This window comes from Rhodococcus sp. NPDC056743 (assembly GCF_042790355.1).
In the GTDB taxonomy this organism is placed as follows: Bacteria; Actinomycetota; Actinomycetes; order Mycobacteriales; family Mycobacteriaceae; genus Rhodococcus_F.
Window position 1 is genome coordinate 78,905 of record NZ_JBHTZI010000003.1, and the last position, 25,575, is coordinate 104,479.

General features: G+C 60.1%; 22 protein-coding genes. 13 read left to right on the plus strand and 9 right to left on the minus strand.

Annotated features, from left to right (window positions below; translation table 11 throughout):
• The first annotated feature begins 46 nt into the window (after positions 1 to 46).
• From ACFRFQ_RS07830 to ACFRFQ_RS07840, 3 genes are read left to right on the plus strand one after another with little or no spacing between them, the layout of a single operon-like run.
• Complete coding sequence (locus tag ACFRFQ_RS07830) at positions 47 to 1,501, plus strand: aldehyde dehydrogenase (protein WP_378655319.1); 1,455 nt, start codon at positions 47 to 49, stop codon at positions 1,499 to 1,501.
• 13 nt (positions 1,502 to 1,514) lie between these two features.
• Positions 1,515 to 2,306 (plus strand): maleylpyruvate isomerase N-terminal domain-containing protein, encoded by a 792-nt coding sequence (locus tag ACFRFQ_RS07835; protein ID WP_378655322.1) that lies wholly within the window; start codon positions 1,515 to 1,517, stop codon positions 2,304 to 2,306.
• A 36-nt stretch (positions 2,307 to 2,342) separates the two neighbouring features.
• Entirely contained in the window at positions 2,343 to 3,179 is an 837-nt protein-coding gene (locus ACFRFQ_RS07840) for an SDR family oxidoreductase (protein ID WP_378655325.1), read from the plus strand.
• Positions 3,180 to 3,444: 265 nt separating this feature from the next.
• Here ACFRFQ_RS07840 and ACFRFQ_RS07845 read toward each other — a convergent pair whose 3' ends face one another.
• A complete protein-coding gene (locus ACFRFQ_RS07845; RefSeq protein ID WP_378656285.1) occupies positions 3,445 to 4,107 on the minus strand; it encodes a GAP family protein in 663 nt (220 codons plus the stop codon).
• 405 nt (positions 4,108 to 4,512) lie between these two features.
• Between ACFRFQ_RS07845 and ACFRFQ_RS07850 the strand changes: the two genes are divergently transcribed.
• Together ACFRFQ_RS07850 and ACFRFQ_RS07855 are read left to right on the plus strand one after the other, a co-directional pair.
• Positions 4,513 to 6,177, plus strand: a complete 1,665-nt coding sequence (locus ACFRFQ_RS07850; RefSeq protein WP_378655328.1) for an alpha/beta hydrolase — start codon at positions 4,513 to 4,515, stop codon at positions 6,175 to 6,177.
• Between the two features lie 322 nt (positions 6,178 to 6,499).
• Positions 6,500 to 6,784 carry a hypothetical protein gene (locus ACFRFQ_RS07855; RefSeq protein ID WP_378655331.1) on the plus strand — a complete coding sequence of 95 codons (285 nt, stop codon included), beginning with the start codon at positions 6,500 to 6,502 and terminating at the stop codon, positions 6,782 to 6,784.
• 1,478 nt (positions 6,785 to 8,262) lie between these two features.
• Here the strand turns inward: ACFRFQ_RS07855 and ACFRFQ_RS07860 are convergent.
• A complete protein-coding gene (locus tag ACFRFQ_RS07860) occupies positions 8,263 to 8,997 on the minus strand; it encodes an Ltp family lipoprotein (protein WP_378655334.1) in 735 nt (244 codons plus the stop codon).
• 1,191 nt (positions 8,998 to 10,188) lie between these two features.
• Here ACFRFQ_RS07860 and ACFRFQ_RS07865 point away from each other — a divergent pair.
• The 4 genes from ACFRFQ_RS07865 (at position 10,189) to ACFRFQ_RS07880 (ending at position 14,046) form a co-directional block, all read left to right on the plus strand.
• On the plus strand, positions 10,189 to 10,692 hold the full coding sequence (locus tag ACFRFQ_RS07865) for a DinB family protein (RefSeq protein WP_378655337.1): 504 nt from the start codon (positions 10,189 to 10,191) through the stop codon (positions 10,690 to 10,692).
• Positions 10,693 to 10,836: 144 nt separating this feature from the next.
• Complete coding sequence (locus ACFRFQ_RS07870) at positions 10,837 to 12,030, plus strand: DUF3500 domain-containing protein (RefSeq protein WP_378655340.1); 1,194 nt, start codon at positions 10,837 to 10,839, stop codon at positions 12,028 to 12,030.
• Positions 12,031 to 12,187: 157 nt separating this feature from the next.
• Positions 12,188 to 12,988, plus strand: a complete 801-nt coding sequence (locus tag ACFRFQ_RS07875) for a hypothetical protein (RefSeq protein ID WP_378655342.1) — start codon at positions 12,188 to 12,190, stop codon at positions 12,986 to 12,988.
• Positions 12,985 to 14,046: an ABC transporter substrate-binding protein gene (locus tag ACFRFQ_RS07880; protein ID WP_378655344.1), complete on the plus strand. Its 1,062-nt coding sequence runs from the start codon at positions 12,985 to 12,987 to the stop codon at positions 14,044 to 14,046. The genes ACFRFQ_RS07875 and ACFRFQ_RS07880 overlap by 4 nt, the downstream gene beginning before the upstream one ends.
• A gap of 337 nt (positions 14,047 to 14,383) precedes the next feature.
• Here ACFRFQ_RS07880 and ACFRFQ_RS07885 read toward each other — a convergent pair whose 3' ends face one another.
• From ACFRFQ_RS07885 to ACFRFQ_RS07895, 3 genes are read right to left on the minus strand one after another with little or no spacing between them, the layout of a single operon-like run.
• A complete protein-coding gene (locus ACFRFQ_RS07885) occupies positions 14,384 to 14,980 on the minus strand; it encodes a CHAP domain-containing protein (RefSeq protein ID WP_378655347.1) in 597 nt (198 codons plus the stop codon).
• 27 nt (positions 14,981 to 15,007) lie between these two features.
• Positions 15,008 to 16,567 carry an MDR family MFS transporter gene (locus ACFRFQ_RS07890; protein ID WP_378655350.1) on the minus strand — a complete coding sequence of 520 codons (1,560 nt, stop codon included), beginning with the start codon at positions 16,565 to 16,567 and terminating at the stop codon, positions 15,008 to 15,010.
• 32 nt (positions 16,568 to 16,599) lie between these two features.
• Complete coding sequence (locus ACFRFQ_RS07895; RefSeq protein WP_378655352.1) at positions 16,600 to 17,232, minus strand: TetR/AcrR family transcriptional regulator; 633 nt, start codon at positions 17,230 to 17,232, stop codon at positions 16,600 to 16,602.
• 111 nt (positions 17,233 to 17,343) lie between these two features.
• Between ACFRFQ_RS07895 and ACFRFQ_RS07900 the strand changes: the two genes are divergently transcribed.
• Entirely contained in the window at positions 17,344 to 17,688 is a 345-nt protein-coding gene (locus ACFRFQ_RS07900) for a zinc ribbon domain-containing protein YjdM (RefSeq protein WP_378655355.1), read from the plus strand.
• 7 nt (positions 17,689 to 17,695) lie between these two features.
• Here the strand turns inward: ACFRFQ_RS07900 and ACFRFQ_RS07905 are convergent, their stop codons facing one another.
• From ACFRFQ_RS07905 to ppk2, 4 genes are all read right to left on the minus strand, one after another.
• Positions 17,696 to 17,941 carry a hypothetical protein gene (locus ACFRFQ_RS07905; RefSeq protein ID WP_378655357.1) on the minus strand — a complete coding sequence of 82 codons (246 nt, stop codon included), beginning with the start codon at positions 17,939 to 17,941 and terminating at the stop codon, positions 17,696 to 17,698.
• Positions 17,942 to 17,956: 15 nt separating this feature from the next.
• Complete coding sequence (locus ACFRFQ_RS07910) at positions 17,957 to 19,672, minus strand: SulP family inorganic anion transporter (protein WP_378655359.1); 1,716 nt, start codon at positions 19,670 to 19,672, stop codon at positions 17,957 to 17,959.
• Positions 19,673 to 19,756: 84 nt separating this feature from the next.
• The gene (locus tag ACFRFQ_RS07915; RefSeq protein WP_378655362.1) at positions 19,757 to 22,543 is read right to left on the minus strand and encodes a cation-translocating P-type ATPase; all 2,787 of its coding nucleotides are present in this window, start codon (positions 22,541 to 22,543) and stop codon (positions 19,757 to 19,759) included.
• 29 nt (positions 22,544 to 22,572) lie between these two features.
• Positions 22,573 to 23,439 (minus strand): polyphosphate kinase 2, encoded by an 867-nt coding sequence (ppk2, locus tag ACFRFQ_RS07920; RefSeq protein ID WP_378655365.1) that lies wholly within the window; start codon positions 23,437 to 23,439, stop codon positions 22,573 to 22,575.
• A gap of 190 nt (positions 23,440 to 23,629) precedes the next feature.
• Between ppk2 and ACFRFQ_RS07925 the strand changes: the two genes are divergently transcribed.
• From ACFRFQ_RS07925 to ACFRFQ_RS07935, 3 genes are all read left to right on the plus strand, one after another.
• A complete protein-coding gene (locus ACFRFQ_RS07925; protein WP_378655368.1) occupies positions 23,630 to 23,908 on the plus strand; it encodes a three-helix bundle dimerization domain-containing protein in 279 nt (92 codons plus the stop codon).
• 32 nt (positions 23,909 to 23,940) lie between these two features.
• The gene (locus tag ACFRFQ_RS07930; RefSeq protein WP_378655370.1) at positions 23,941 to 24,321 is read left to right on the plus strand and encodes an SHOCT domain-containing protein; all 381 of its coding nucleotides are present in this window, start codon (positions 23,941 to 23,943) and stop codon (positions 24,319 to 24,321) included.
• Between the two features lie 235 nt (positions 24,322 to 24,556).
• Complete coding sequence (locus ACFRFQ_RS07935) at positions 24,557 to 25,312, plus strand: alpha/beta hydrolase (RefSeq protein WP_378655373.1); 756 nt, start codon at positions 24,557 to 24,559, stop codon at positions 25,310 to 25,312.
• Positions 25,313 to 25,575 lie beyond the last annotated feature (263 nt).

The following is a 25,575-nucleotide window of genomic DNA, read 5'->3' on the forward strand; positions in this document are numbered from 1 at the left end:
GTTGGTTTGTTCAACGTCGAACGCCATCCCTGGAGGAGCTTAGAAAATGACATCACTCACCGACCGCACCGCGCTGTTCATCGACGGCGCGTGGAGAGCGCCGGACACGTCCGAAACCATCCGAGTCGTATCGCCTTTCACGGAGCGGGAGATAGGCTCGTTCCCCGCTTCCGTGCCGACGGATGTCGACGCAGCGGTATCAGCGGCTCGAAGAGCATTGCGGCGGGTGGACTGGGCCGAACTTTCTCCCGCCGAACGTGCGGGTGCCATCCGCAGGTTCGCTGACGAACTCGAAAAACGATCCGAAGACCGCGCGGCGACGGTCACTCGTCAGAACGGCATGCCGATCGAGCTTGCCCGTTTCGCCGAGGGTGCCGCGCCCGTCCAGCTTTTGCGTTATTACGCAGGTCTCGCCGAGTCGACGCCCACCGAGGAGCGCCGCGCCAGCCAACCGATTCCGGGCACGACAATCGTGCGACGAGAGCCCGTCGGTGTCGTCGCGGCCATAGCGCCCTGGAACTTCCCGGCTGTATTGTCGATGTTCAAGATCGCCCCGGCTCTTGCGGCGGGTTGCACCGTCGTCCTCAAGCCGTCACCCGAGACTACTTTGGACTCTTACGTATTGGCCGAAGCCGCACTTGCGGCAGGGCTTCCTGCAGGCGTCATCAACATCGTCACTGGTGGACCGGACATCGGTCAGTATCTGGTGGCGCATCCCGGCGTCGACAAGGTCGCCTTCACCGGATCGACTGCGGCCGGTCGACACATCGGCACGGTGTGTGGCGGAATGCTTCGCCCCGTCACCTTGGAGTTGGGCGGCAAGTCGGCGGCCCTGGTTCTCGACGACGCGGACGTCGAGGACACGGTGACCGGTTTGGCAACGGCTTCCCTGCTCAACAGCGGACAGACGTGTTACATGTCGACTCGAATCTTGGTTCCGCGCAGCCACAGTCAGGCCTACATCGACGCCATCACAGCGATGGCTGCAGGTCTGCAGGTCGGCGATCCGATGGACCCGTCGACGTTCGTCGGCCCGATGGTGAGCGCAAGGCAACAGGAACGCGTGCTGTCCTTGATCGACCAGGCGCGCTCGGAGGGCGGAACTATCACCACCGGTGGTGGACGCCCCACCGATCTCGACACCGGATTCTTCGTCCAGCCCACGGTGTTCGCGAATGTCGACAACGCCAGCACCATCGCACGGCAGGAGGTGTTCGGGCCGGTGCTGTCCGTTATTGTCTACGACGACGTCGATGATGCTGTCGCACTTGCCAACGACTCCGAGTACGGCCTCGGTGGGACTGTGTGGACCTCCGACGAGGAACGCGGTATCGCAGTTGCCCGACGCGTCGAGACCGGGTCGTTCGGTGTCAACACCTTCAACCTCGACTGGGGTTCACCGTTCGGCGGAGTCAAAGCCAGCGGCCTGGGTCGTGAACTCGGTCCCGAAGGGCTCGCGTCGTACCAGCAGCTCAAATCCATCTTCCTTGCATCCTCGTAAGAATCGAGCCACCATGTCCGACGCAGGACTCGCCGGCGCCCGTGCGCTGGCAGAAAACACTGTGAAAATCGCCGAGCAGTTCGGAACCGCCGAGTGGGAAGCCGACAGTGCATGCCACGGCTGGCGAGTCCACGACCTCATCGGCCACATGGCGTTTTTCTTCAACTTCATCGCTGATCCCGACCTGGTGTTCCCGCCGAACCCCAGTGGAAAGTCCGAGCGGCTCAACGACGCTGCTGTTCGCGAGCGCGCCGAACTACCGCACGAGCAGATCCTGAACTATTACCGGGAACAGTCCGAAGCCGGCCTCGCGACATTGGCGGCGCTGCAAGGAGAAGAACTGCGCGACAACCCGATCGAGATGCTCGACCTCGGGACTTATCGCCTTCATCAGCTCAGTGACGCGGTGTCGTTCGACCATCTCGTCCATCTGACGTCGGATCTTCTGGCGCCGTTCGGTCCGATTACCTACAGTGAGATCGACTTGGCGGCCGCTATCGATCCGGCGATCGACTGGATGGTTTCCGGACTCCCGCAGATGTGCGGCGAATCAGTCGCTGTCGCTCTGACATCCCCTGTGGCACTGCGACTCAACGGTGCCACCGAGCGAACTTTCGTCCTCGCCCGTGGCGATGGGGGAGTGACCGTCACCGAAACCGACGACGTGACGGAGAACGTCGCGACAACCCAGGCCACCGAATTCCTGCGGTGGGGGACCACCCGCTCTGCATGGCGATCCGCCGTCGAGGTTTCCGGCGACCGCACAACCGTCGCGGCAGTTCTCGATGCCATCGACATCGTCTGATCCACAAGAACCCACGATTTTGAAGAGGAAATAACTATGTCTCAGTACTTGCAGGACAAGGTCGTTCTCATCACCGGCGCAGGCGGTGGATTCGGTCAACTCATCGCAGAGAAGGTTTCAGCGCAGGGCGCCAAGGTAGTTGGCGTCGACATCAACGAAGCCGGTCTGAAGGCCGTATTCGACGGTATCGCGGCCGCCGGATTCACCGGCACCTACAAGGTCGCAGACGTCACCGACATGGAGCAAGTCGTCGCTGCAGCGCAGCACGGCATTTCGGAGTTCGGAGCGCTCGATGTACTGGTGAACAATGCAGGCGTCATGCCGCTCGCATATTTCGCCGACCACGAACGTGCGTGGCAGAAGTGGCACAAGGCAATCGACATCAACATCAAGGGCGTCGTCAATGGAATCTCTGCCGTCTACGACCAGATGATCGAACAGGGGCGCGGCCAGGTTGTCAACATCTCGTCGATCTTCGGGAACGCCGGTATCGACGGTTCCGGCGTCTACAGCGCGACCAAGGCTGCAGTCACCACGATCTCGGATTCGCTGCGAATCGAGGCCAAGGGCAAGATCAAGGTCACGACGGTCAAGCCCACGGGTGTGACGGGCACAAACTTGGCGAGCTGGATCGTCAATGAGAATGCGATCCTCGGTCTCACCGGCCAGCGTGCCGCGACGTTCACCGAGAACATGGGCGCGGCGACCACCGACTCGTTGCGCCCGGAGCAGATGGACGTCGACAACATCGAGTACTGGCTCATCAAGCCCGACGACCTGGCCGACGCCGTAGTTCACGTCATTGATCAGCCGTGGGGAATCAGCATCAGTGACATCACCGTCCGCGCCAGCGGCGAGGACTACTTGTACTGACAGATGCATAGGAGCCCTCTCCCCTCGGACTTGGTGCACCCGGAGTTCGAAGGGAGAGGGGCGGCCGCAGATCGACTTTCCTGGTCACGCTGGCACGGATTCGCTACCTGAGTCCGAGCGGCGAATGTCGAAATTTACCCGGGTTAACCAGGTTTGAATGCTGTTGAGAGAGAATAGAATTTCAGCTCATTTGTAAGTTGTTGTGTACTAGTCAACTGGGCATCTCGAAAATCGTCTCGACGGGTAGTGTAACCGGGCGGGGGGATCAGAAGATTCCGCCGATTCCCTTGCCGATCAGGACAACTCCGATCACCAAGATCAGCACACTCATCACCGTGGTGTTGTTCTCCTGGAGCCAGACTTTGAGCTTGGCCAACGGTTCGCGGAGTCGATCTGCAGCCACCAGGTATCCGAGGACGGGGATGAGGACGGTGGAGCCGGCGATGATCGTGAAAACCAGGGTCGAGACGATCACCTCGCCGGTTGCCAGCGCCGCCGAACCGATCGACACACCTGCCGCTATGCACATGAGCAGGTTTTTCGGGTTGATCGCTGCGAGCGCGAATCCGAGACCCAATCCCTTGACCGCGGTCATCTCGTCGATGGCGTGCATCCACTTCGGTATCTCGTGCTCGCCGCCGCGGCTACGCCACTGCTTGACTCCGAAGGTCAGCAGGAGGGCGCCGAGCGCTAGTTTGATCCATGAGGCTGTGGTGGACGGTCCGTCGTCGGAAGCGCTGATAGTGCTGGACAGGACGACGAAAAGAACTGTCGCGATGATGATTCCGAGTATCCAGCCTGCGGCGAATCCGATGCTGGTGCTGCCGGCGCGTTTGGAGAGCAACATCAGTATCGTGGCGATGATGGGAACTGGCGACACTGCGACTCCGATGGAGAGCGGGAGGAGATCTCCGATGACGGAACCCATGTCGAAACTCATTTCTCATCGTGGTGGTAGAGACGGTGGTCGAGCAAACGCCTCGTGGACCTGGTCGGTCGAATCCGAGGTCAGCACGAACAATGGCGTTGATGTCGTTGAGTTGGTGGGTTTTCGACTTCTTGGCACCTTCCGTTCAGCTAACCTCGGCGTCGTCGAGGACGATGATCAGTCCCTGCTTCCACGTTTTTCTCGGTCCCGATCGCCTCGTGCGCCCTTGTGTGGACGGGAAGTTTCACACAGTGAGTGTGTGAGCCACAGAAAAGCCTCCAACCGATAATGCCGCCAATGCTGCTGCGGGACAATGCTGACACGATGGACGTCGACGTAGTTCGTGCCTCATTCGAAAGGGATGAGAGGTTCATCCTCATCTGTCTCCTCTCATACGATTCCCACATGAAACGTGTGTGGGAAGGTGTGCGGCGCTATTGCGAGACGCTGCATTCGGTCGGCCTGTCGTTCGGCCTGGTGTTTTTCGTCCTCTCTATGAGCCCGTCCCTGTTGCCACGCGCGTGGTATCTGCAGGGCGTGGCAACCGGTATTTCCGTCGCCACGGGATACGGCATCGGTGTAACCGTGGCGTGGATGATCCGCAAATGCGGAGTCGAACCAACCTGGTCGGCTCGGACAAAGAAGATTGGCTGGACCGTACTCGCAGTTCTGGCTGTGATCCTGGTTCCACTCTTCCTGATCCTGGGATCGTGGTGGCAGCAGATCGTCCGTGATCTAGTCGAGGCACCGCGCGACAATCGGGCGAACTACGTACTGGTGCTGCTGATTTCGGTAGCAGTATGGCTCATCCTGCTCGAGGCGGGTCGCGGTCTTCGGTACCTCACGAGACGGCTCGCTGCCGTCGCTCTGCGGTTCGTTCCGAAGGAGGCAGCGAAAGTTGCCAGTTTGGTAGTCGTCTTCGCGTTGGCGATCTTCGTCGTCAACGGTGCGCTCTACAACGGGCTTATCGCGTTCGCGAACTGGAGTTTCTCCGGCGCGGACAACGACACACCGGACGGCATCAACCAGCCGCTGATCGCCGAACGCAGTGGTTCACCCATGTCTGCCGAGGCTTGGGATTCGCTCGGCAAGGAAGGGCGCACCTTCATGGGTAGCGGCCCGTCCGCCGAGAAGATCGCCGCAGTGACCGGCCGGGATGCGAAGCAACCGATCCGCGTGTACGCCGGCCGCGAGTCGTCCGATTCCGTCAACGGCGTCGCACTGCGGGTCGTCGACGAACTCGAGCGCACCGGTGGCTTCGATCGCGGGACCCTTGCCGTCGTGACCACCACCGGCCGCGGCTGGGTCAACGACGATGTGGCGTCCGCCTTCGAATACGTCCAGGGTGGAGACACCGCCATCGCGGCGATGCAGTACTCGTTCCTTCCCAGCCCTTTGGCGTTCATCGCTGACCGTGAAACCCCGATGGCGGCCGGCCGGGCGCTGTTCAACGCCGTCTACGCGAAGTGGATCGATCTGCCGCTCGACAAGCGCCCCAAGCTTGTCGTCTTCGGTGAGAGTCTCGGATCGTACGGTGGGCAGGCTGCATTCGCGGGAGCGCAGGACATGGCGACGCGTGTTGATGGGGCATTGTGGTCGGGGACCCCGAACTTCACCGCTCAATGGCAGGAGATCACCGATAGTCGGGACTCCGGCTCGCCGGAAGCTGTGCCCGAGATCGATGGCGGACGGGCGATCCGTTTCGCCGCTTACCCCGAGGATCTCGCGTTGGATGCGCCATGGGACGACTCACGTGTGGTGTATTGGCAGCATGCCAGTGATCCGATTGTCTGGTGGTCCTTCGACCTGCTCCTGAACAAACCGGACTGGCTTGCCGAGCCTCTCGGCCGTGATGTCGACCCGGGTATGAGGTGGATACCGTTGGTGACGTTCTGGCAGGTGACTCTCGACATGGTGTTCTCGGCTGATGTGCCGTCCGGTCACGGTCACAACTACGGTGCCGAGGCGGCGGACATGTGGGCGCAGATCCTGCACCCCGAGGGCTGGTCTCAGTCGGACACCGACACGATCCGCGGGGCCCTGACGAACAATTTCCAACCCACCAAGTAGTAGTCGTAATTAGTGGAAAGCTGAGCTACTCACATGGAAACTGGTCAGTCCGGATTCCGTAAGTAGCTTGAGCGCCAAGTCATTTGCGGGCTCGTACCTGCCCGAGGTGACGCCGAATGCCGTGCGCCGGTGTGACCGTGAAAACGCGAGATCATGTTTGTTCGAGATGCTGATCGATATCACAGTGTGAAAACGAAACCAGCGCCTGGACTTTTCGAGGCGAAAGATTCCGGCCTCTCGTGCGCGGAGATAAGTGAGGCTGGACAGTTAACAACACGTATTTTGCCGGGTCTACGCAATTCATTTTTGAAAGGGTCTCTTCATGCTCATCATCGGAATTATTCTGTTCGGAATCCTCGTCGGTGCTGGAGCCCAGTTGGTCTTGGGTACGGACACTGCGCGACTGGACTGGACCTTCGCCTTCATCGCCGGGATTGGTGGTTCGTTGGTGGGTGGGTTGCTCGCGAGTCTGATCGCGGGTGACGGACTATCGCTGCGTCCGAGCGGAATTCTGGGCTCACTTGTCGGTGCTCTGGTCATTACTGCGGGCTGGCAGTGGTACCGCCGGAGCAATACGGGCGCAGCTGAGTCTTCCTCGGACCGCTGAACTTTCCCGGACGCACGAATTCGTCCTTGCATCAAGGAATCTTGACTTTCATCCTGTCCTGCAGATGATCATCGTCGATGCAATTCGGAAGCGAGGTGGTCGGCCGAGACACACTGGTAGTGGACTCGGCCAACTGATGACGAACGCCGACAGGGACTGGGATTGTGCCTGTTTCGCTTACGTATGACCTCGTCGATTTCGGACTGTGGTTGTCGCCGGCCGGGGCAGGCATTCGGTGAGGGGATCGTTGTCCTGCCCTCGGACATCGCTTCACCCAGAGGCCGCGACCCCTGAATGCCTTGAGGTGCACGGTCGATCGAGGGCAATGGCGTGGAATTGGAACGCGGGTGGATACGGTTGTTGCATACGTCTCAGCCACTCGGTGTGGCTCGATCTTTACACCGAAAAGGCCAAGAAATCCTGGGAGAGGTTATCGGTATGAATCAACCGACGACGTCTCTGAAGACCGCCGGCAGAGGGGTACCGATGTAAAACGCTGGAGTCAGCGCGCACACTGCGCACGTGATGGCGTAGAAATTGTCGCGAGTTCTCCTGCGGCTGTCGAGGTTCCTAATTCCTGGGGCCGAGTCACGTTTGCCTGGCCCAGACGAGAGCGGTGGCGGTTAATGCGAGTACGCCGAATATCTCCTCAGGGGCCTCGATTTCCGGCGCCGCGGATGAAGTTGCCGCGAGGAGATTCCTGAATTTCCGGGGGTCGTGGGCCCGAGCCTGATAGCGGTGTTTACCTGTCGGAGTGAGCGTCTCGCCCACTCTTTCGGGTGTTCTCCACCTGAAGTGGCCCGTATGGAATGTCAGACGATGACCCGCCGGGATTGTCGTAGAACAAGCCACCTTTGGTGACGTCTTCCCCGTCGGCACCGGCGTCTCGCGGTGCCGAATCGTACGTCTCCAGTAAGAGATTCACCGGCCCTACCTGGATTGATTGTCCTTCGGACACCACGAGGGTGAATTCCGGACAGTCACCGCCGGGAATGCTGTCGGACTACATTGGGTCGATCTGGAACTGTGTTCGCGATAATCTCCCCGCCAGACCGATTGCGGCCGTGCATAGGTTCCCCATGACACAGCGGACGCCGATCACCACCAGCGCAGGGAATCCTGGAAATGTCGTGCATTTCTGAACGTCGAACGTCGAATGTTGAGTGGTCAACACGAAATCCACTGGACACTGAGAAGTCGATTTCTGAACTAGCGAAACTGACAAACAACCGCGATTTCGCCGCTCCTTTTCGCTGCACACTGGGACTCCCACCCCGACTGGCCGTCACAGATCAGTCCGAACGATAGTTCGGTTATCTCAGATCAACTCCCGCCGACGAGCCCCTACGCCAGCAAAAACACGTATGAAAATTGATCGCCCGGCGTGAACGAAAACCCGAAGGTGTTCGTCTGAAACAAACCGTGGACGAACTCCCTCTTGTGGTCGCGGATATATCGAGCGCTTCAGACGCAGGAAACTACAGGCCGGCCTGATCGACTCCGTATTGCGCCTGTGCGCTGGTATATCCCTCATACATCAACTGGTCAATCAGGCCCTGGCGCGAAAAGGACGTGTAGTCGAGGTACGACTCCGCCGCCTTCGCAGCTTGCCTATTCCAGTCAGGCGCCACGTAGTCCACGGCGAAACTCGCGTCCTCACTGGAGTAATCCTCGTACTCCAGCTGCTCAATAAGGCCTTGCCGCGAGAAGGCGGTGTAGTCGAGGTAGCTTTTCGCCGTTCGCACCGCGTTTCTCTGCCCCGCAGTCATGCCGGGAGTCACGCTTGCCGGAGCAGTGGTCACCGGTTTCGTCGTCGTAGTAGGTGCCAGAGTTGTTTCGGCAGGCGCGACCACTTGTGCTTTCGTGGTTGGCAGGGCCACGGCAGAGGTCTTCGTCGTTGTGGTCGGAGCCGTTGTTACCGCGCTTGACTGTGTCGTTTTCGTCTGGCTGCTGGCTGCATTATCAGGCGATTTACCGGTCGAAGTGGCTACACCGATAATGACGAGGAGCACTACAACTGCACCGGCGATCCATGGCCACTTCTTGGGTTGGGATTTACCGGGCTCCGGGTCAGTATGCGGATTGGACACGTATCCGGGCGGCGTCGGACTTGTCGCGGGCGGCTGAAGCGCCGACGTCCACTGTTGCCCATCCCACCACCGCTGTTGTCCGGAGCCCTCGGGATCTGGATGCCATCCAGCAGGTGTTGTCATGGTTATTCCTTACTTTCCGGGCGCTAACCCGTTACCGTTTATCCGGGCCGTCACGCAATTCCCACTAATATCCGTATGACGGTCAGTAGTCGGTTAGCACTGCAAGTGCAGTTGTGACGTCGTTGACAATAGCGGCATCGGCGTGCCCGGCTTGCTGTGGGCATCGATACGAACGGTTAACGCGAAAGATAGGCGAGTGAACGATGCAACGGCTCTCGGTTCGAGCCTGGAAGACCAGAGGGCTGCCAAGATCACCTGATTTACCTTGGCCATCTGAGGAACTGAAATGGCCGCACGAGTGCTTTGGCCGCGAGACTGGGTGCGTGATCTATGGACGACGAGAACGAGCAGCTGGCTGAGCAATTGCTCGGTGTGAGTCGTCGTGGCTGTTTGGAAGCACCGTATGCTGCAGTGAGCTCTCTACGTTTCTGGCATTGCGGCGCTGTTGCTTGCGCTCGCGGTTCTCTGGCCTTACTGAAATCGCTGACTGTGCGTACGTCGCCAACTGCTGAGGAAATGTTGATTCCATGACAATTTCCCGAAACTGGATCGTTTCTCGCTGGCCTCCAAGTGACCGATTGCTGCGGTCGAGTGCGGTTACTGGAGAATAGGTCCGGGTTCGGTCGTTAATCTGTTCTCGCTGCACTAAATGTATCTCGCGGTCACTCTTAGTTCTCCGGTGCCATTTTTGGGTGATACCTGGCTGTGCAGCCTGAGACGTGAAAACCTAATCCCCGTCAGTGCAGATATTGACGGAATCTAAGTTTTTCAATTCGAGGAAGGCGCCGGAATGTATCCCGATCAGCAGCCGAAAGGCGGCGCTATGGTCAACGAACATGGAGCAGAGCACAAGGAATCTGCCCGGCGCACGCGGATCATCGCTGGCGATGTGGTCGGGTTCGTTGCGGCTTAGGTGCCTGACCGAGGTTGAGAAGAATCGGCTGTCCTGAACTGCGATAGTGCGATAGCCTCCGTTCAGGCAGTACTTCTGACACCCAGATCTGCGGTGTTGGTGCTGGCCTGACTTGCCGAAATTTCAAGCGCAGAATCTCTGACCTGCCAAGCTCTTCCCCCAGGCCGTTCCAGGCCCCGGGTATCTCGCTCCTCTCCCTAATGGGTCATCTTCTTGTTAACCCAATCCGACGGATCGACATTCATCCTTGACCACCCGGCAGAATTGAGTGAAAGACTATGTATACCAACGTAATTACCAACGGAACTGAACGGTCAATCATTGAGAACATGCTCGACCGGAACCGTGAGGCACTGATCGAGACGGTCCGTGGGTTGTCTGATGACGACGCCCGTCGACAGCTTGTCGCGTCGCTGACGACACCGATCTCGTTGATCAAGCATGCCGCTGCCGCTGAACGGATCTGGTTCCAACGATTTTGGGTGGGACTCGACGAATCTGAATGCGATGGATACTCACGCCGGGACGATGGCACCTTTGCCGTCGCCGATGGTGAGTCGCTGGCAGAGGTTATCGCGGAATTCGAGCGCGCAAGCCAACGATCACGGGTGATCGCGTCGCGGTTCCACCTCGACGACACTATGGACATTCCCCACGAGGGAACCGTCAGCATGCGGTGGACGCTACTTCTCATGGTCCAAGAGTTCGCCAGGCATGCAGGTCACGGCGACATCCTTCGTGAACAGATCGACAAACCTATACCGAGGCAGATGATTTCGTGACAAAAAGGGCTGTACGGTCGCAGGGTTCTCACAGTAAACGTCCAGGCTCCTCGCGGTGGGTATGCAGGATTACCGAATACCTTTTGTGTCATGACGATTCACAGTTCTCCGATTGCGCCTTCGAACAAACGTGGTCGCCGCTGTATGGCCTTTGTGTCAGCGATGTTGGCGGGCGGTCTGCTGCTGGGCGGGTGCGCCGCCGAGACGACAGACGGGAGCGCGGCATCTCCGGTGTCGGTCGCTGATGTCGAGAGCGTCGATTCGACTGCTACTACGGACGATTCGACGACCACAGCCGAGACCATCACCAGCACCACAGACGCGGCCGAGGCATTTCTGCAGACCCTGTCGGACGAGCAGCGTGAGCAGGTTACATACGCGTTCGACGACGAGACCAAGACCACTTCGTGGTCGAATTTCCCGGTGACATTTGTCGACCGTGCCGGGCTCAACATCTCCGAGTTGACCGACGAACAGCAAGCGGCGGCGTTGAAGGTGCTCGAAGCACTCCTCAGCGACGAAGGATACGAGACCGTCACCGGCATCATGGGTGGCGATGAGTTCCTGCATGAGAACAGCAGTGGGGCCGAGGAATCACTCGGTCAGTACTACATTGCGTTTTTCGGTGACCCGTCGGACTCCGGCGAGTGGCAGTTTCAATTCGGTGGCCACCATCTCGGTATCAACGCCACTTTGGATGGTTCGGCTGATTCCATCACATTCGCCCCGACTCACCTTGGACTTCAACCCGCTGTCTATACGGACTCAGACGGCAATGAGGTGCAGCCGTTCGCAACCACATACGAGTCCGCATTCGCGTTCTACGACAGCTTGACCGAAGACCAGCAAGCTCAGCTGTACCAGAGCGAGAGCGTATCCAACCTCGTGTGCGCTCCAGGAAGGACATGCGACTACCCCACGGGAACGGGTATTGCCGGTTCGGACTTGACGGAGGAACAGAAACAACTGCTGCTCGACGTAATTGCGAACTGGGTGGGCCTGGCCGACGAGGAGACGACGTCGGAGCAACTCGCTGCCATCGAGGCCACTTTGGACGAGACTTACGTGAACTGGTCCGGGGCAACCGAATACGACATGACGCAGGGGGAGGGGATCTACTTCCAGATCTCCGGCCCGAATGTGTACATCGAGTTCGCCAACCAGCGGGGATCGGCCGGCGCCGACGTCGCGGGATACACAACCTCGGGTTGGGGCCATATCCACACCATCTACCGAGACCCCACCAACGACTACGCCAACAGTGTCACGCAGCAAGCAGCTTCGGGCATGGGTGGCGCGGGTGGGCCTGGTGGCGGTGCAGCGCCGAACGGCGGCTGAATTACCGAATTGAGCGTGTACTGGGGGACAGCTCAACACCCTGAATCCGGACCTGTGTACCGTCGACCGTTATGCGAGTGTTAGCCTACGCTAACCTAAATTCTGATGTGTTGGTGTCACCCACTCACCACACTGAGCGCCTAACGGAGACAACGCGATGAGCAATCAGACCGACTACGACCTCGATGAGTCGAGAGACGAGGACGTCGGTCGCTATCCGCAGGCTGCCGTGCCACGCCGCGGTGTTCATTGGCCGACAGTGGCGGTTTCCGCGTGTGCGGCAATGGTTGTGGGGGTGGCGATCCCCGGACTCGTCCTGTTCGGCATGAATCTCGGTGACCAGGAACGTCAGGTCGTCGTGACCATGGCTTCCCCTGCAGGGGCTGGCACCGTGGGCTCTACTGCCGACGCGGCCAGTGGTGGCGTCACCGTGCTCGATCCCCAGGTTCCGGCTGCGGCGCCCACCTCGGCAGCCGCGGCTCCGGCGCCGGCTGCAGCCCCAGCTGCGCCTGCCGCGACCAGTGGGCCTGCCGCGAGCGCCGCCCCTGCGGTTGCATCGGCACCCGAGGGGCCAACGACGCCGGGCATCGCCGAACTTAACGGTCAACTGCAGCGCGGACTCAACTCGGCCACAAGTGACGCGGACGTTGCTGCGGCGATCGAAGGTGGCGCCGCCGGCGTCCCCACCGTTCGCGCAGTAGGAAACGCGCTGAACATCGCAGCCGGTATCTATCGCTGGGATCTCACCGACCCGGTCACGGTGACCGACGAGGTGGCGCGTGCCCAACTCGTGACGTCGTTGCCTGGCAGTGCGCCGTCGGAAGCGACTCTCAAATGGTATTGGATCGACGGGCAGTGGAAATTGAGCAACGACAGTCTCTGCTTCCTCGCGCACCGCGCTATGGCCACGTGCACCGTGCCCGGTAATCCTGGCGGACCGAACGGACACCCGCTGTGAACCGTGCGCTGTCTGCGGCATTTGTTGCGCTTGCTTTGCTCTTGACCTCGTGTGGTGGGAACTCCCTCAACACCGCCGATGGGGAAACAGTCACTGTCAGCGGCAAGTTCGGCGAAGCCCAGGTGCCCGTCGGCGCCGAGCGGGTGCTTCCCCTCTCGCCCCAGGACGCGGACATGGTGATCTCGATGGGGGTCGCACCCATTGCCCTGCCCACGGACGCGAACATCCTCGTCTCCACGAACGGAGTGGGAGCGTGGCCCTGGCAGGTCGACGCCCTGACGGACATGGGGTACCAGGTGCTGCCGCCCAACCCCGGCGGCGGCGTCGACGCACTGCTGTCCACCGGTGACAAGGAGATTCCGTCACTGCTGTTCGAAGGCGACCCGCAGTCGTACATCGAACAGATCGTGGCCCTCGATCCTGACGTCATCGTCGCGACTGGGCAGTGGAGTCTCAATGAGCGTGCCTACGAGCAGCTTTCGAGTATCGCCCCGGTCGTGCATTTCGACGAGCAGGCCAACGTGGAGCCATGGCAGGATTCGACTCTCAAGATCGGCAAGGCGCTCGGTCGAGAGGACGCAGCGCAGGCCGCTGTCGACTCGGCCGAGGCCGATCTGGCCGCTGTTCGTGCTGCTCACCCCGAATTCGAGGGCGTGAATTTCAACGCGGTAATCGGAGACCTCAACGGGCAGCTGTACATCCTCGCCGGTGAGGACCGAGGAATCGGAATGCTCATGAAGGACTTGGGCTTCCAATTGACCGACTGGGCGCAGACTGTGCCGACCGATGCAGACGGGCGAGGAGTGATCAGCTACGAGTACGTCGCCCAACTCGATACAGACGTCGCGGTTGTGATCTCACCGGCGGGGGACATCGACTACATGCGCGACAACGAGCAGTGGCGCAACCTGTCGGCGGTCCAGCGCGGATCGGTCGTGTCGATCGCCCGCAACTCCGGAGTGCCGAATGCACTGGGTTTCCCGTCCCCGATCTCACTCCCGTGGGGTGCGGACCGCATCACCGACGCGCTGAGCACTGCAGTCTCGCGCGCCTCGTAAAACTCTCGTGGGGAGGGTTGGCAGAGCATCTGCCAACCCTCCCGATTTTGTTGGGTGCGGAGCGGTGCTGGTGGGGAAGTGGTGCACGCGAACGCGTCCGCGGATGACTGCGGTGGGGGATCGGTGGCCGACGGCCAGGTTCAGCGGTCGGCGGATCTGATTGACAGGAGACTTTCATTCACCCGGATCAATACTCGGACAACGACGGAAACACCGAATTTTCCGAATTTGACGAGCTAGTTCCATCGAACCAACGCAGACCAGAATCCGATCACGTCACCAAGCACTAAAAAACGTCACACCATCTACGACGCGAGGGAATCGTTGCACTGCGTCGTCAGAACGCGCCGAACCCGACGATGCCGGCAACATCGTCAGGGTTGAACCGGTGAAGCATCACGGAGTTGTTCTCGTTGCCGCCAACAGTGGTGACAACGCCGGCATCATTGCGGAGCACGATGTTGACGTGTTGCCCGAAGGGACTGGAATCGTCGTAGAGAATCGTGTCGCCGGTCTTCAACCGATAGTCCTGACCGAGAGGCACAAAGGTTCCGACGGATTGGTAGTACTCCTGCAGTGTGTAGACACCGGGGATTCGCCACGAGCCGGAATTGGGGTTGGAATACGGCGCGCCAATTTTGTTCACGTTCCAGCTGACGAAGTCGGCGCACCAGGATTCTTCGACGCCTTCGGCGTACGTGGTGCCGGGCGCACCGGACTCCCATTCGTTCTCGAGGCTGGTCACCAGTTCGCTCTGTGACTGGCTCAGTGTGCTGTGGTCGAGGGAGGGGAAGGCGTCGAGTGTTTCGCCGGCAAGCGCGTCGTTGCTACGGGTGACCCACCACGATCCGCCGGCGATGAGCAGTACGAGCACAGCGCAGAATCCGACCAGAACCACAAACTTGTGTCTGGTCGGATTCTTTTCGGCTGGCATCACGCCACACTAGCGAACAATCGGTACCTATTCGATCGGTGCTACCGATCGATCGATGGTGGTTGCCAACGGCTTTTCCTTCACAAAGAGCAGAAGGATGACGGCGGCGACTACCAGGGGAACGAGGTACAGGAAGATCGGCGCCAGTGCGTCGTTGTAGGCGCCCACAATGATTTCGCGGATTTGATCGGGTAATTTCCAGAGGATTCCCGGAGTCAACGAGTTTTCTTCACCGCCGACGCCACCACCACCGGCAGGCAAACGCTCCGCGAGCAGGTTGGACAACCGCGACGCGAAGAGGCTTCCGACTATTGCGCTACCCAACGATGCACCGATCTGGCGGAAGAAGTTGTTCGATGCGGTTGCGGTACCGACTTCGGCTGCGGGGAAGGTGTTTTGAACTATCAAGATCAGGATCTGCATGACCAAACCAAGGCCGATACCCATGATGGCGATGTAGATTCCGAACACGACAAGTGATGTCGACGGAGTCAGCCTGGACAGTAAGACCAGTGAGACCGCGACGATTGTTGTGCCGACGATCGGAAAGGCCTTGTAGCGTCCGGTCTTGCTGACGATCTGCCCGGAACCGATCGACGACACCAGAAGTCCTGCCATCATCGGAATCATCATGAGTCCGGCTTCGGTGGCGTTCTTGCCGGTCACCATTTGAATGTAGGTGGGGAGGTAGGCGAGAGCCCCGAACATCGCTATGCCGATGATCAGTCCGGCGGTAGTGGTCAGGACGAAATTGCGCTCCGCGAACAGGTGCATGGGAATGACGGGTTCGGTTGCTCGCCGCTCGACCATGACGAAGGCGATTGCGCTGACGATGCTGCCGATGATCAGCCCGATGATGACGGCGGAATCCCAGTCGTAGGTGTTTCCGCCCCACGTTGTGAACAGAATCAAGCAGGTGGCAGACGTAGCAACCAAGACCATGCCGAGATAGTCGATCGCCGGTTTGCCGAGCTTGGGCTTGGGTAGATGCAGGAACGCCGACGCACTGGCTATCGCGAGCAGGCCGAGTGGCACGTTGATCCAGAACGCCCACCGCCAACCGATGCCTTCGGTGAACCAACCACCCAGAAGTGGACCTGCAACGGATGCGAGGGCGAAGACGCCGCCCATTGCGCCCATGTACCGACCGCGCTGTCTGGCCGGCACCACGTCGGCGATGATCGCCTGCGAGAGCAGGATCAGTCCACCGCCGCCGAGTCCCTGAACTGCGCGACCGGCGATGAGAGTGGTCATGTCGTGGGACAGACCGCCGATCACAGAACCGACGATGAAGATGCTGATCGCACCGATGAACAGGCCTTTGCGGCCGATCAGATCTCCCATCTTTCCGTAGACCGGCATCATGATCGTCGACGCCAGGATGTACGCGGTTGTCACCCACACCATGTGATTGACGCCGTTCAACTCTCCGACGATGGTCGGTAACGCGGTGCTGAAGATCATCTGGTCGAGGGATGCCAGAAGCATCGTGATCATCAGACCGACGAACACCAGAATGATGGATCGTTTGTCGGTCGTGATCTCGGGTTCGTCTGCGCTTGTGGGCGTGACTTCTCGAGTCGACATGAGGCTCCTTGGAGGCGAGAGTGGAAGGCGAACTAGTGGGTGGACCGCAGGATGTGGGCCATCAACGTCAATGCGGGATCTACGAGTTCGGCTCGTGGACGATCTTTTTCGCTGTTCTGCCAGGCACGGAATACGTAGCGCATTGCGGCTCCGGCAATGATCACGGTGGCGGTGGCCTCATCGGCTGCCGCCATATCGGTGGGTAGGCGGCCACGGGTTGGTCGTTCGAGCAGTTCTTCCGTGAGCATCCGGGTGAGCGTGTCCTCGAGTTCGTGGAAGGTAGCCAGATGTTGTTGGAGCAAGGTCGGGTGTCGCTCGAACAACTGGCGTCGATGGACGAGGAGGTCGGGTCTCTCGTCCATGATCTTCATGGCCTCGGCGAAAACGGCCAGGGCTCCGCGGAGCGGGTCGCCCGGGTGGGCGTCGAGTAGCTCCTCGATCACGGCCGTGGGCGGGACGACTATCGCGATCCCGCCGATCGCGGCGTCCTTGGTGGGGAAGTAGTTGAAGAACGTGCGCGTGGACAGATCGCAGGCTTCGCAGATCCGTTCGACAGTCACTTCGTCGTAGCCCAGTTCCAGCACAAGTTCGACGGCGGTGCGTTCGATCAGTTCGCGTGTGGCAATTCGCTTACGTTCTCGAAGACCCAGTGTTTCGGTACCCATACCTTCGATAATTGCACAGAATGCAAACTTTCATTAAGTGCAAAATATTTGCCAATGACTGGTTATGAAGTGCAAAAATCGGGCAGGCGGGGCGGCCGATAGGCTGATCGTGTGGAAGACACATTGCCGCCGTGCCCTGAATGTTCCTGTGAGTTCACCTACGAGATGGGTGCGCTCATGGTGTGTCCCGAATGTGCACACGAGTGGGCACCGGACGACTCGGCTGTCGAAGAGGGTGGCGTCATCAAGGATGCCGTCGGAAACGTACTCACCGACGGCGACACCGTGACAGTTATCAAGACGCTCAAGGTCAAGGGCAGCCCCACCGGAATCAAGTCCGGCACGAAAGTGCGAAATATCCGTCTGGTCCAGGGAATTGGCGATCACGACATCGACTGCAAGGTCGACGGTATCGGGCCGATGCAGCTGAAGTCGAGCGTCGTCAAGAAGGTCTGACACCCCGTTAGTTCCGGGGCGCTCCGTCGGCTATTCGGGATCGCTCGGCCATGCCGTCACTTTTCACGATGACGTAGACGAGTCCCGAGACGAAGGGGACAAGGAGCAGAAAGCACACCCAGGCGGCGCGTATCCACCCCGATATCTGGTGGTCGCGAAAGAGGTCGGCGCTGATCTCGAACAGCAGGACCAGATACGACAGCAGTGCGAGAGAGATGACGCTGAGCCAGAAGAGTGTCCAGAAGGAATCCATGTCTCGTGCTCCTGCTCACTGGTCAGTCGAGGTGTCGCTCTTCCCGCTTCGGTTGCGGAACTCGTCGACGGCAGCTTCGAGGGTGGGGAAGAAGTGCGTCGAGTCGAACCGGTCGCCGACGCCGAACCGGATGAGTCGGTCCTTGATCGGCCCCTTCATCTCAGCGAATGCCAGTCGGATTCCTTTGCCTTCGAGGTAGGTGTCGAGGTCGACCAACTCGTCCACGGCTGTGGTGTCGAGGCCGGTAATCGGCTCTGCAGCAATGACTACCCATTCGACGGGCGTCGGCGCTGTGGCGACTACCGAGCGCACGTACTCGTCGAAGATCTCGCCGTTCGCGAAGAACAGCGGAGCGTCGAAACGCACCAAGACCAGGCCGGGAATGCGATGTCCGTCCGGATGCCGCTCGACATCGTGGAATCCCGCTAGGTGTGCGGTTTCGACGAGTTCGGTGCGGTGGGGTTGCCATACCTGTGCAATGACCGCGGCGAACGACAGCCCGATCGCGACGAGGATTCCTTGTAGAACGCCCACCAGTGCAACGCCGAGAAATGCTGCGACGGCGAGTCCGAACTCCACGGTACTCATACGCCACATCCGGACCATTCCACCCACGTCGATCAGCGCGCAGGCTGCGACGATGACCACGGCCGCGAGTGTTGCATCGGGCAGATACGCGGTGAGTCCGGGGGCAACCAAGACAAACGCCAGCACCGCGAGCGCGCCGACTACACCCGCCAATTGTGTACGGGCGCCGCTCTGTTCGGCCACCGGCGTTCGTGATCCGCTCGCTGAGATCGGGAAACCGCCGAAAAGTCCGCCTGCGACGTTGGCGACGCCGATCGCCTTCATTTCGGTGCTGCCGTTGACGTCTTCACCGTGCCGGGCGGCAAAGGTACGGGAGAGAACGCCGGTGTCGGCAAAAGCGATAAGTGCGATACCGGCCGCGGGACCGATCAGGTGCCCGACGTCCTGCCAACTGACGCCTCCAACAGAGGGAAGGGGGAGACCTTCCGGGAGCGCGCCGACCATCCCGATGTCATCCGTCAGGCCAGCCGCGGCGGACAAAATGATTGCGCCGACGACGGCCACCAAGACTCCGGGTACAACGGGGACCCAGAGTCGGAACGCGACGATGACAGCAAGCGAGCCGATCCCGACAGCAGCAGCGACGGGATCGATATCCCCGCCTACCACGGACTTTCCGATCTCGCCTATTTCGCCGAGCAAGCCTGATGCATCGACGGAGAAACCGAGCAGTTTGGGGATTTGACCGACAACAACGACAAGGGCAATGGCATTGAGGTAACCGAGTCGGATGGGCTTCGAGAGTAGTTCGGTGACAAAGCCGAGGCGCAGGAACCCGCCGATCAGGAGGATGAGCCCGACAAGGATGGCCAGGACGCCGGCAAGGGCGAGTGCGTTGTCTTCGTCGCCGACGATGGCCAGTGGCAGGATCGCCGCGGCGATAAGAGGTGCGAGCGACGAATCCGGTCCCAGCACAAGTATTTTCGACGGACCCACCAGTGCGTACGCGAGGAGCGGCACGATGGTCGCGTACAGACCGGCGTACGCGGGGAGTCCAGCGGCTTCCGCGTATCCCATGCCTGCGGGGATCAGCAGGGCCGTGAGGACAAGTCCGGCTGTGATGTCTGTGCGCAGCCATTCGCGGTGGTACTCCCGGGCTGTTGCGATCCCGGGTAGCCGACCTAGACCCTCTGTCCACGACATTTGTCGATTATCCTTCCCGTCGCAGCCGCAAAGCTCAGAAATCCGTCAAATCGGTCGCCGAGTAATTGGTAGGACGAGTGTGCATCATTGCGCGTGAGCACGCTGAGGGGCGACTGCAGCGGTCGCGGGGATACGGATATCCGTCTTCGGGAGGCGCCGGCGTCGGATTGCCTTGTCCAACTCGACCACGATCGGAATGATGAGCGACCATCCGATGCAGGCCAGCCACTGGCTACCCGTCAATGAGGTTGTCATGAGGAGATCCTGGAGAACTCCTGCCTCCACCGCGAACACGGTGACCACGGTCGGGATAGCCAAGATCTTGAGTGCGCCGAGCACCGGTGCGATGAGGCCGGATTCCGGATCGCGACGCATGGTCAGTCCGGCCAGGATCGAGCCCAGAGACAGCACGACAAACGCCATGGTCATGGGAACATTTGCCTCGTCTGTACTCATCTCGCCTGGGGCGAGAAGCATCGCGGCAAGTGTGACGGCAAACTGCAGGATGCCGTAGGCCAGCCACTGGATGACCGCCCGCCGGTTGGCGATCGGTGACTTGGGGTCGCGGGGCGGCTTCTTCATCAGGTCCGGCGGCGGCGGGTCGAGCATGATGACCGCAACGGGGAACAGGGTGATGAAGAAGTGCTGGAACAGCACCATCAGCGGGGTGAGCGCTACACCTTCGTTGATATCGAAGATGCTTGCGGCGAGGAAGAGCAGAACCAACGAGAACAGTTTCGACATCTGATAGCGGATGTAGGACACGATCTTGCCGTAGATGTTGCGGCCCAAACTGATTGCGGTGATCAGGGTCCCGAAGTTGTCGTCGGTGAGCACCATCTTGCCCGCCTGTTTGGTCACTTCACTGCCTGATCCCATGGCGACGCCGATGTCGGCCTTCTTCAGCGCGGCAGCATCGTTGACGGCGTCGCCGGTCATCGCGACAACCGCGCCATTCTTCTGCATAACGTCGACCAGGCGTAATTTGTCGGCGGGGGTGACGCGGCCGAAGACATGTAGGTTCGGCATCGCGGCCGACAGATCTTCGTCAGTCAGTGCCTGGAGTTCCGGGCCGCCGATCGCGCCCGGTCCAAGTCCGAGTTCGGCGCCGATCGCAGATGCCGTAATTGCGTGATCGCCGGTGATCATGCGGACATGGATGCCGGCGGTGTGTGCAGTGCGGACCGATTCGATCGCCTCCGGGCGAAGCGGGTCGATAATGCCGGCCATGCCGACAAACGTGAGGTCCTCGACAAACGACATGGGGTCCGCCCCCACTGCTGTTTCCTGCCCATCGAGTCGCCGAACGGCGAAGGCCAGCACGCGAAGACCCTTCTCGGACATACTCCGGTTCGCGGCTGTCAATTCTTCACGGACCTCGTCGATCGGTACGGGTCGACGGCCAGGTAGGAACGCAGTCGAGCACCGAGCCAGGACCACGTCCGGCCCGCCCTTGACCAGTTCCACGAATTGGCTACCGCCGTCCACTTCGAGATGGTGGAACGTCGCCATGAACTTGTATGCCGAGTCGAAGGGAACTGTTGCGACCCGGGGGTACGTCCTTCTGGTGAGTGGAGCGTCGACGCCGATCTTTGCCGCGAGTACTACAAGCGCGGCCTCGGTCGGGTCGCCGACAATCTCTCCAGCGTCGGAGACGGTGGCGTCGCTGTCAAGGCAGAGACCGTAGGCGAGCAGGGTGAAATCCGGCGGCGCTTCGCCCGCTACCTGCGTGATTCGTCCGCTCTTGGCGTAACCCTCGCCCTCGACGAGGTACCACCGGCAATGGACGTACAGCGACCGCACCGTCATCTGGTTCATCGTCAGCGTGCCGGTTTTATCCGAGTTGATGGCGCTCGTAGCACCGAGTGTTTCGACGTCGGTGAGGTTCTTGACGACGGCCTTCGCATCGGCCAGTTGGCGAGCTCCGTATGCCAGCATGGCCTGGACGAAAGTCGGAAGGCCCGTCGGGATTGCCGAGACTCCCATCGCAATACCCAGCAGGAGAAGCGTTGTCAGGTCTTGGCCACGGATCACGCCGATGACCACGATGATCGTCACCGCGCCCCACGCGATGATGCCGAGCAGTTTGGTGAGGGAATCGAGTTCGCGTTGTAGCGGCGACTTGCCGGGTGCGACTGCCGACAGCATCGACGCGATCTGCCCGATCTGGGTGTGCATACCGGTTTCGGTGACCACCATGGTGGCGGTGCCGCGGGTGACCGAAGTGTTCTGGAACACCATGTTGCTTCGGTCGCCGAGGGGAATGTCTGTGGTGCTCAGTGTCTTCGGGTCCTTCGGGATGGGTGCGCTTTCACCTGTCAGTGCCGCTTCCTGAGTTTCCAACGTGGTGGAGGTCAGGAGGCGTCCGTCGGCGGCGACGATATCGCCCGCTTCGAGTTCGACGATATCGCCAGGCACCAACTCGGTGGCGTCGAGCTGGATCAAAGTCCCGTCGCGGACAACCCGAACTCGTGGTGTTTGCATCTTCGCCAGTGCGTCCACACTGGCGCGGGCTTTCATCTCCTGGCGAGTGCCGAGGACGATATTGAGCACGACGAGTACCGCAACCACTATGGCAGTGGGGATTTCACCGATGACAATGCTGACCACGGCAACCGCGACCAGCATCAGATTCATCGGATCCCTCAACTGCGCCAGCGCAATCGACCACATCGAGGGCGGTGGCGTCGAGGCAATTTCGTTGGGCCCGTAATGACGGCGACGGTTTACGACGTCGTCAGCACTCAAGCCGGACTCCCGATCAGACGTCAGGGTGGCGACAACAGTTTCGGCGCTCTGGGCATGCCAGGTCGTGCTCGGGGCTGAGTCTGTGTGCGCTTGATCCTGCGGCGCGGCTTTCGGGTGGCTCATTGCCGCACGTCCTTTCCCTGGCGGGATTTTCAGTAGGGGGTAGGGATCCAGTGCAGTGGTTGTTGGGGTGTCTTGTAGCCGTCGGCGCGTTGTCGATGTGGCAGTTTGATGTCGGGATGTTCCAGGGGTTCGTAGGGAATCTGGCTCAGTATGTGGCTGATGATGTTGAGACGACCGCGTTTCTTGTCGTCGTTGTCCGCGACATACCAGGGTGCCCAACCAGTGTTGGTGAAGCGGAACATCTCGTCGCGGGCCCGGGAGTAGTCGTACCAACGGCTGTACGACCTCAGGTCGAGGCCCGACAACTTCCAGATTTTCCGCGGGTCGTCGATTCGGCTCTGCAGGCGCAGCATTTGCTGTTCCTCACTCACTTCGAGCCAGTACTTCAGCAGAATGACACCGGATTCCACGATTGCGCGTTCGACTGTCGGGATGAGCTGGAGGAATTCGTGTGCTTGTTCGTTCGTGCAGTAGCCCATGACCCGTTCGACCCCGGCGCGGTTGTACCAACTGCGATCGAAGATGACGATCTCGCCGGCCGCCGGCAGATGTGGCACATACCGTTGGATGTACATCTGCGATTTTTCTCGTGCTGTCGGCGCGGGTAGGGCAACTACCCGAAATACCCGTGGGCTCACCCGCTCGGTGATCGCTTTGATAACCCCGCCTTTTCCGGCAGTGTCACGGCCCTCGAACACGATGCAGACCTTTGCGCCGGACGATTTGACCCACTCCTGCAATGCGACGAGTTCTGCGTGAATCGGCTTGAGATCCCGACGATAGGTCTTGTATTTCATCGGCTTGTGGGTCGCGGCCGAGGAGGGTTCCACGTCACTGGCTGGGGGAGCTTCGAGCTCAGAGTCCTTGTGTTTCTTGTTCTTCGACTTCTTTCCCACGCTCGCTCCTCGGCATCCATATTCCGGACAGTTCTTCCGCGCAGGATGTCCTGTGGCATACACACCCTTTGCTTGTGTATGCCCCGCAATCGACACAATTATTCGTGGCTAGATCGAATTTCGAATTGTGATGCTTTCGAACCTGTTTCGAGTCTTGACGGCCGCGGGCCGCTGGGCAGACGATTATCCGATGACCGGCGACGAAGAGTTGCTCCAGGTCGAACAGGTGATTGCACGGTTGATCACCCGCTATCCGACTGTCTCACCCCTGGACATCGAACGTAGTGTGCGCATGAATCATCAGCGCTTGCGGAGTGGGCGGATACGCACTTTCGTGCCGCTACTCGTGGAGAAGGCCGTGCTGCGCGACATCGCCGTTGCCCACTCTGCGGGAGAACGTGACATTCCGGGGCATGAGGTATCTCGGGTGTTTCCGAAGCTCGACCGTGCTAGCGGTATCGGGGCCTGAGCGTCGACATACAAACGGGGAGTTGAAAGAGAATGGAAAGTTTCTGGGAGTTCTTCTGGTTCGTATTTGTGTGTTTTGCGTTTGTGGCTTACCTGAGTGTGTTGTTCTCCATCATCACCGACCTGTTTCGAGATCACGAGATGTCCGGTTGGGCGAAGGCAGTCTGGATCATCTTCCTGTTCGTCATCCCGTTCCTGTCCGCGATGATCTACGTGATCGTGAGAAATGACGGAATGACTCAGCGGTCGCTGGCTTCTGCTCACCAGCGCATGAACGCCCAGGGTGTCGACGTCCGTGATGTCAGCGGGCAATCTCCGGCTCGGCAAATTTCGGCCGCGAAAGGGCTTCTCGATTCCGGGGCGATCAACGAAGAGGAATTCCGGGCACTCAAAGCGAAAACCATAATGCAGTGATCGTGGAACGCCCATCGCCTCCGTGGGCACCGGTCAGGCTCGGTGGGCAAGAAAATGAGTGGACGGGATTCGGCTCAGGTTGATAGCGTGCGCGAGACCGTGACGTAAGGCGAGGAGGTGAGACCCATGAACGCAACATCCATGTGGGTGCTCCCACTCGAGTTCACGGTTCGGCGATTGACGTAGGTGTCGCCGGGAGCGCTTCGACTACAAGGCACTCCCGAAAGGCAACACCATGCACTTCACCTCTGAGACATCGTCAAACGGTGTCATCGAACGTAATTTCAATCTGGATGAGATCACCGGCGTGCTCTGGTCACCCGCATCCGGAACCAGCGGCTCGCCGCTGCTGCTGTCGGGGCATTCCGGTGGCATGCACAAGAAGGCGCCAGGGTTGGTGGCCAGTGCACTCCACAGCGTGACCACCTACGGGTTCACCGTCGCCGCCATCGACGCCCCCGGACACGGTGACCGGCCGCGTAACCTTCAGGATCAACGCTGGGCAGACGCAATACGCAAGGCTCGGGCGTCGAGAGAACCGATCGCCCCGATTGTCGTGGACTACAACATGTCGGTGGCGGAACGTGCTGTGCCGGAATGGCAGTCGACCTTGGATGCTTTGCTACCAGAGCTTGGCGCCGACGCGCAGATCGGTTTTGGCGGTGTGTCGTTGGGTGTCGTGACCGGGTTGTTGTTGGCGGCAGCCGAAACCCGGATTGCGGCCGTGAGCTTCGGCGGGGTCTTCGTGGACGACGCTCTGATCGGCGCGGCACACAAGCTCACTGTCCCGGTGGAGTACCGGATCCCTTGGGACGATGAGGAATTCGACCGCGCGTCCGGGATCGCCCTATTCGACGCTTTCGGCTCGAAGGAGAAGACGTTGCACGCTTACTCGGGCAGGCACTACCCGGTACCCGAATACGAGCGTGACAGCTCGGCTCGGTTCTTCGTCCGTCATCTCGGCCGGGTCGCTGACACTGCTTTGGGCTGACATGAACCGGTGCTGACATGAACCGGTATCGGCGTCCGACCCTGCGAAGGGCGCCGATACCGACTATCCAGGCACCATGTGCGTGACCCGCAAGGTGGGGCACTTGTGGCCACGCGATAGCTGTGTCCTCTAATGGCCAGTTCAAATGCTTCCTTTCAGAATAAATGTCCGATATCTTCCGGTGCGGTGGTTACGTTTCCGCGAGCTGCCGCGCGCCCGAAGTGGTGCGGACTGCATTTGGAAGGGCAGGGATCTGTGATCGT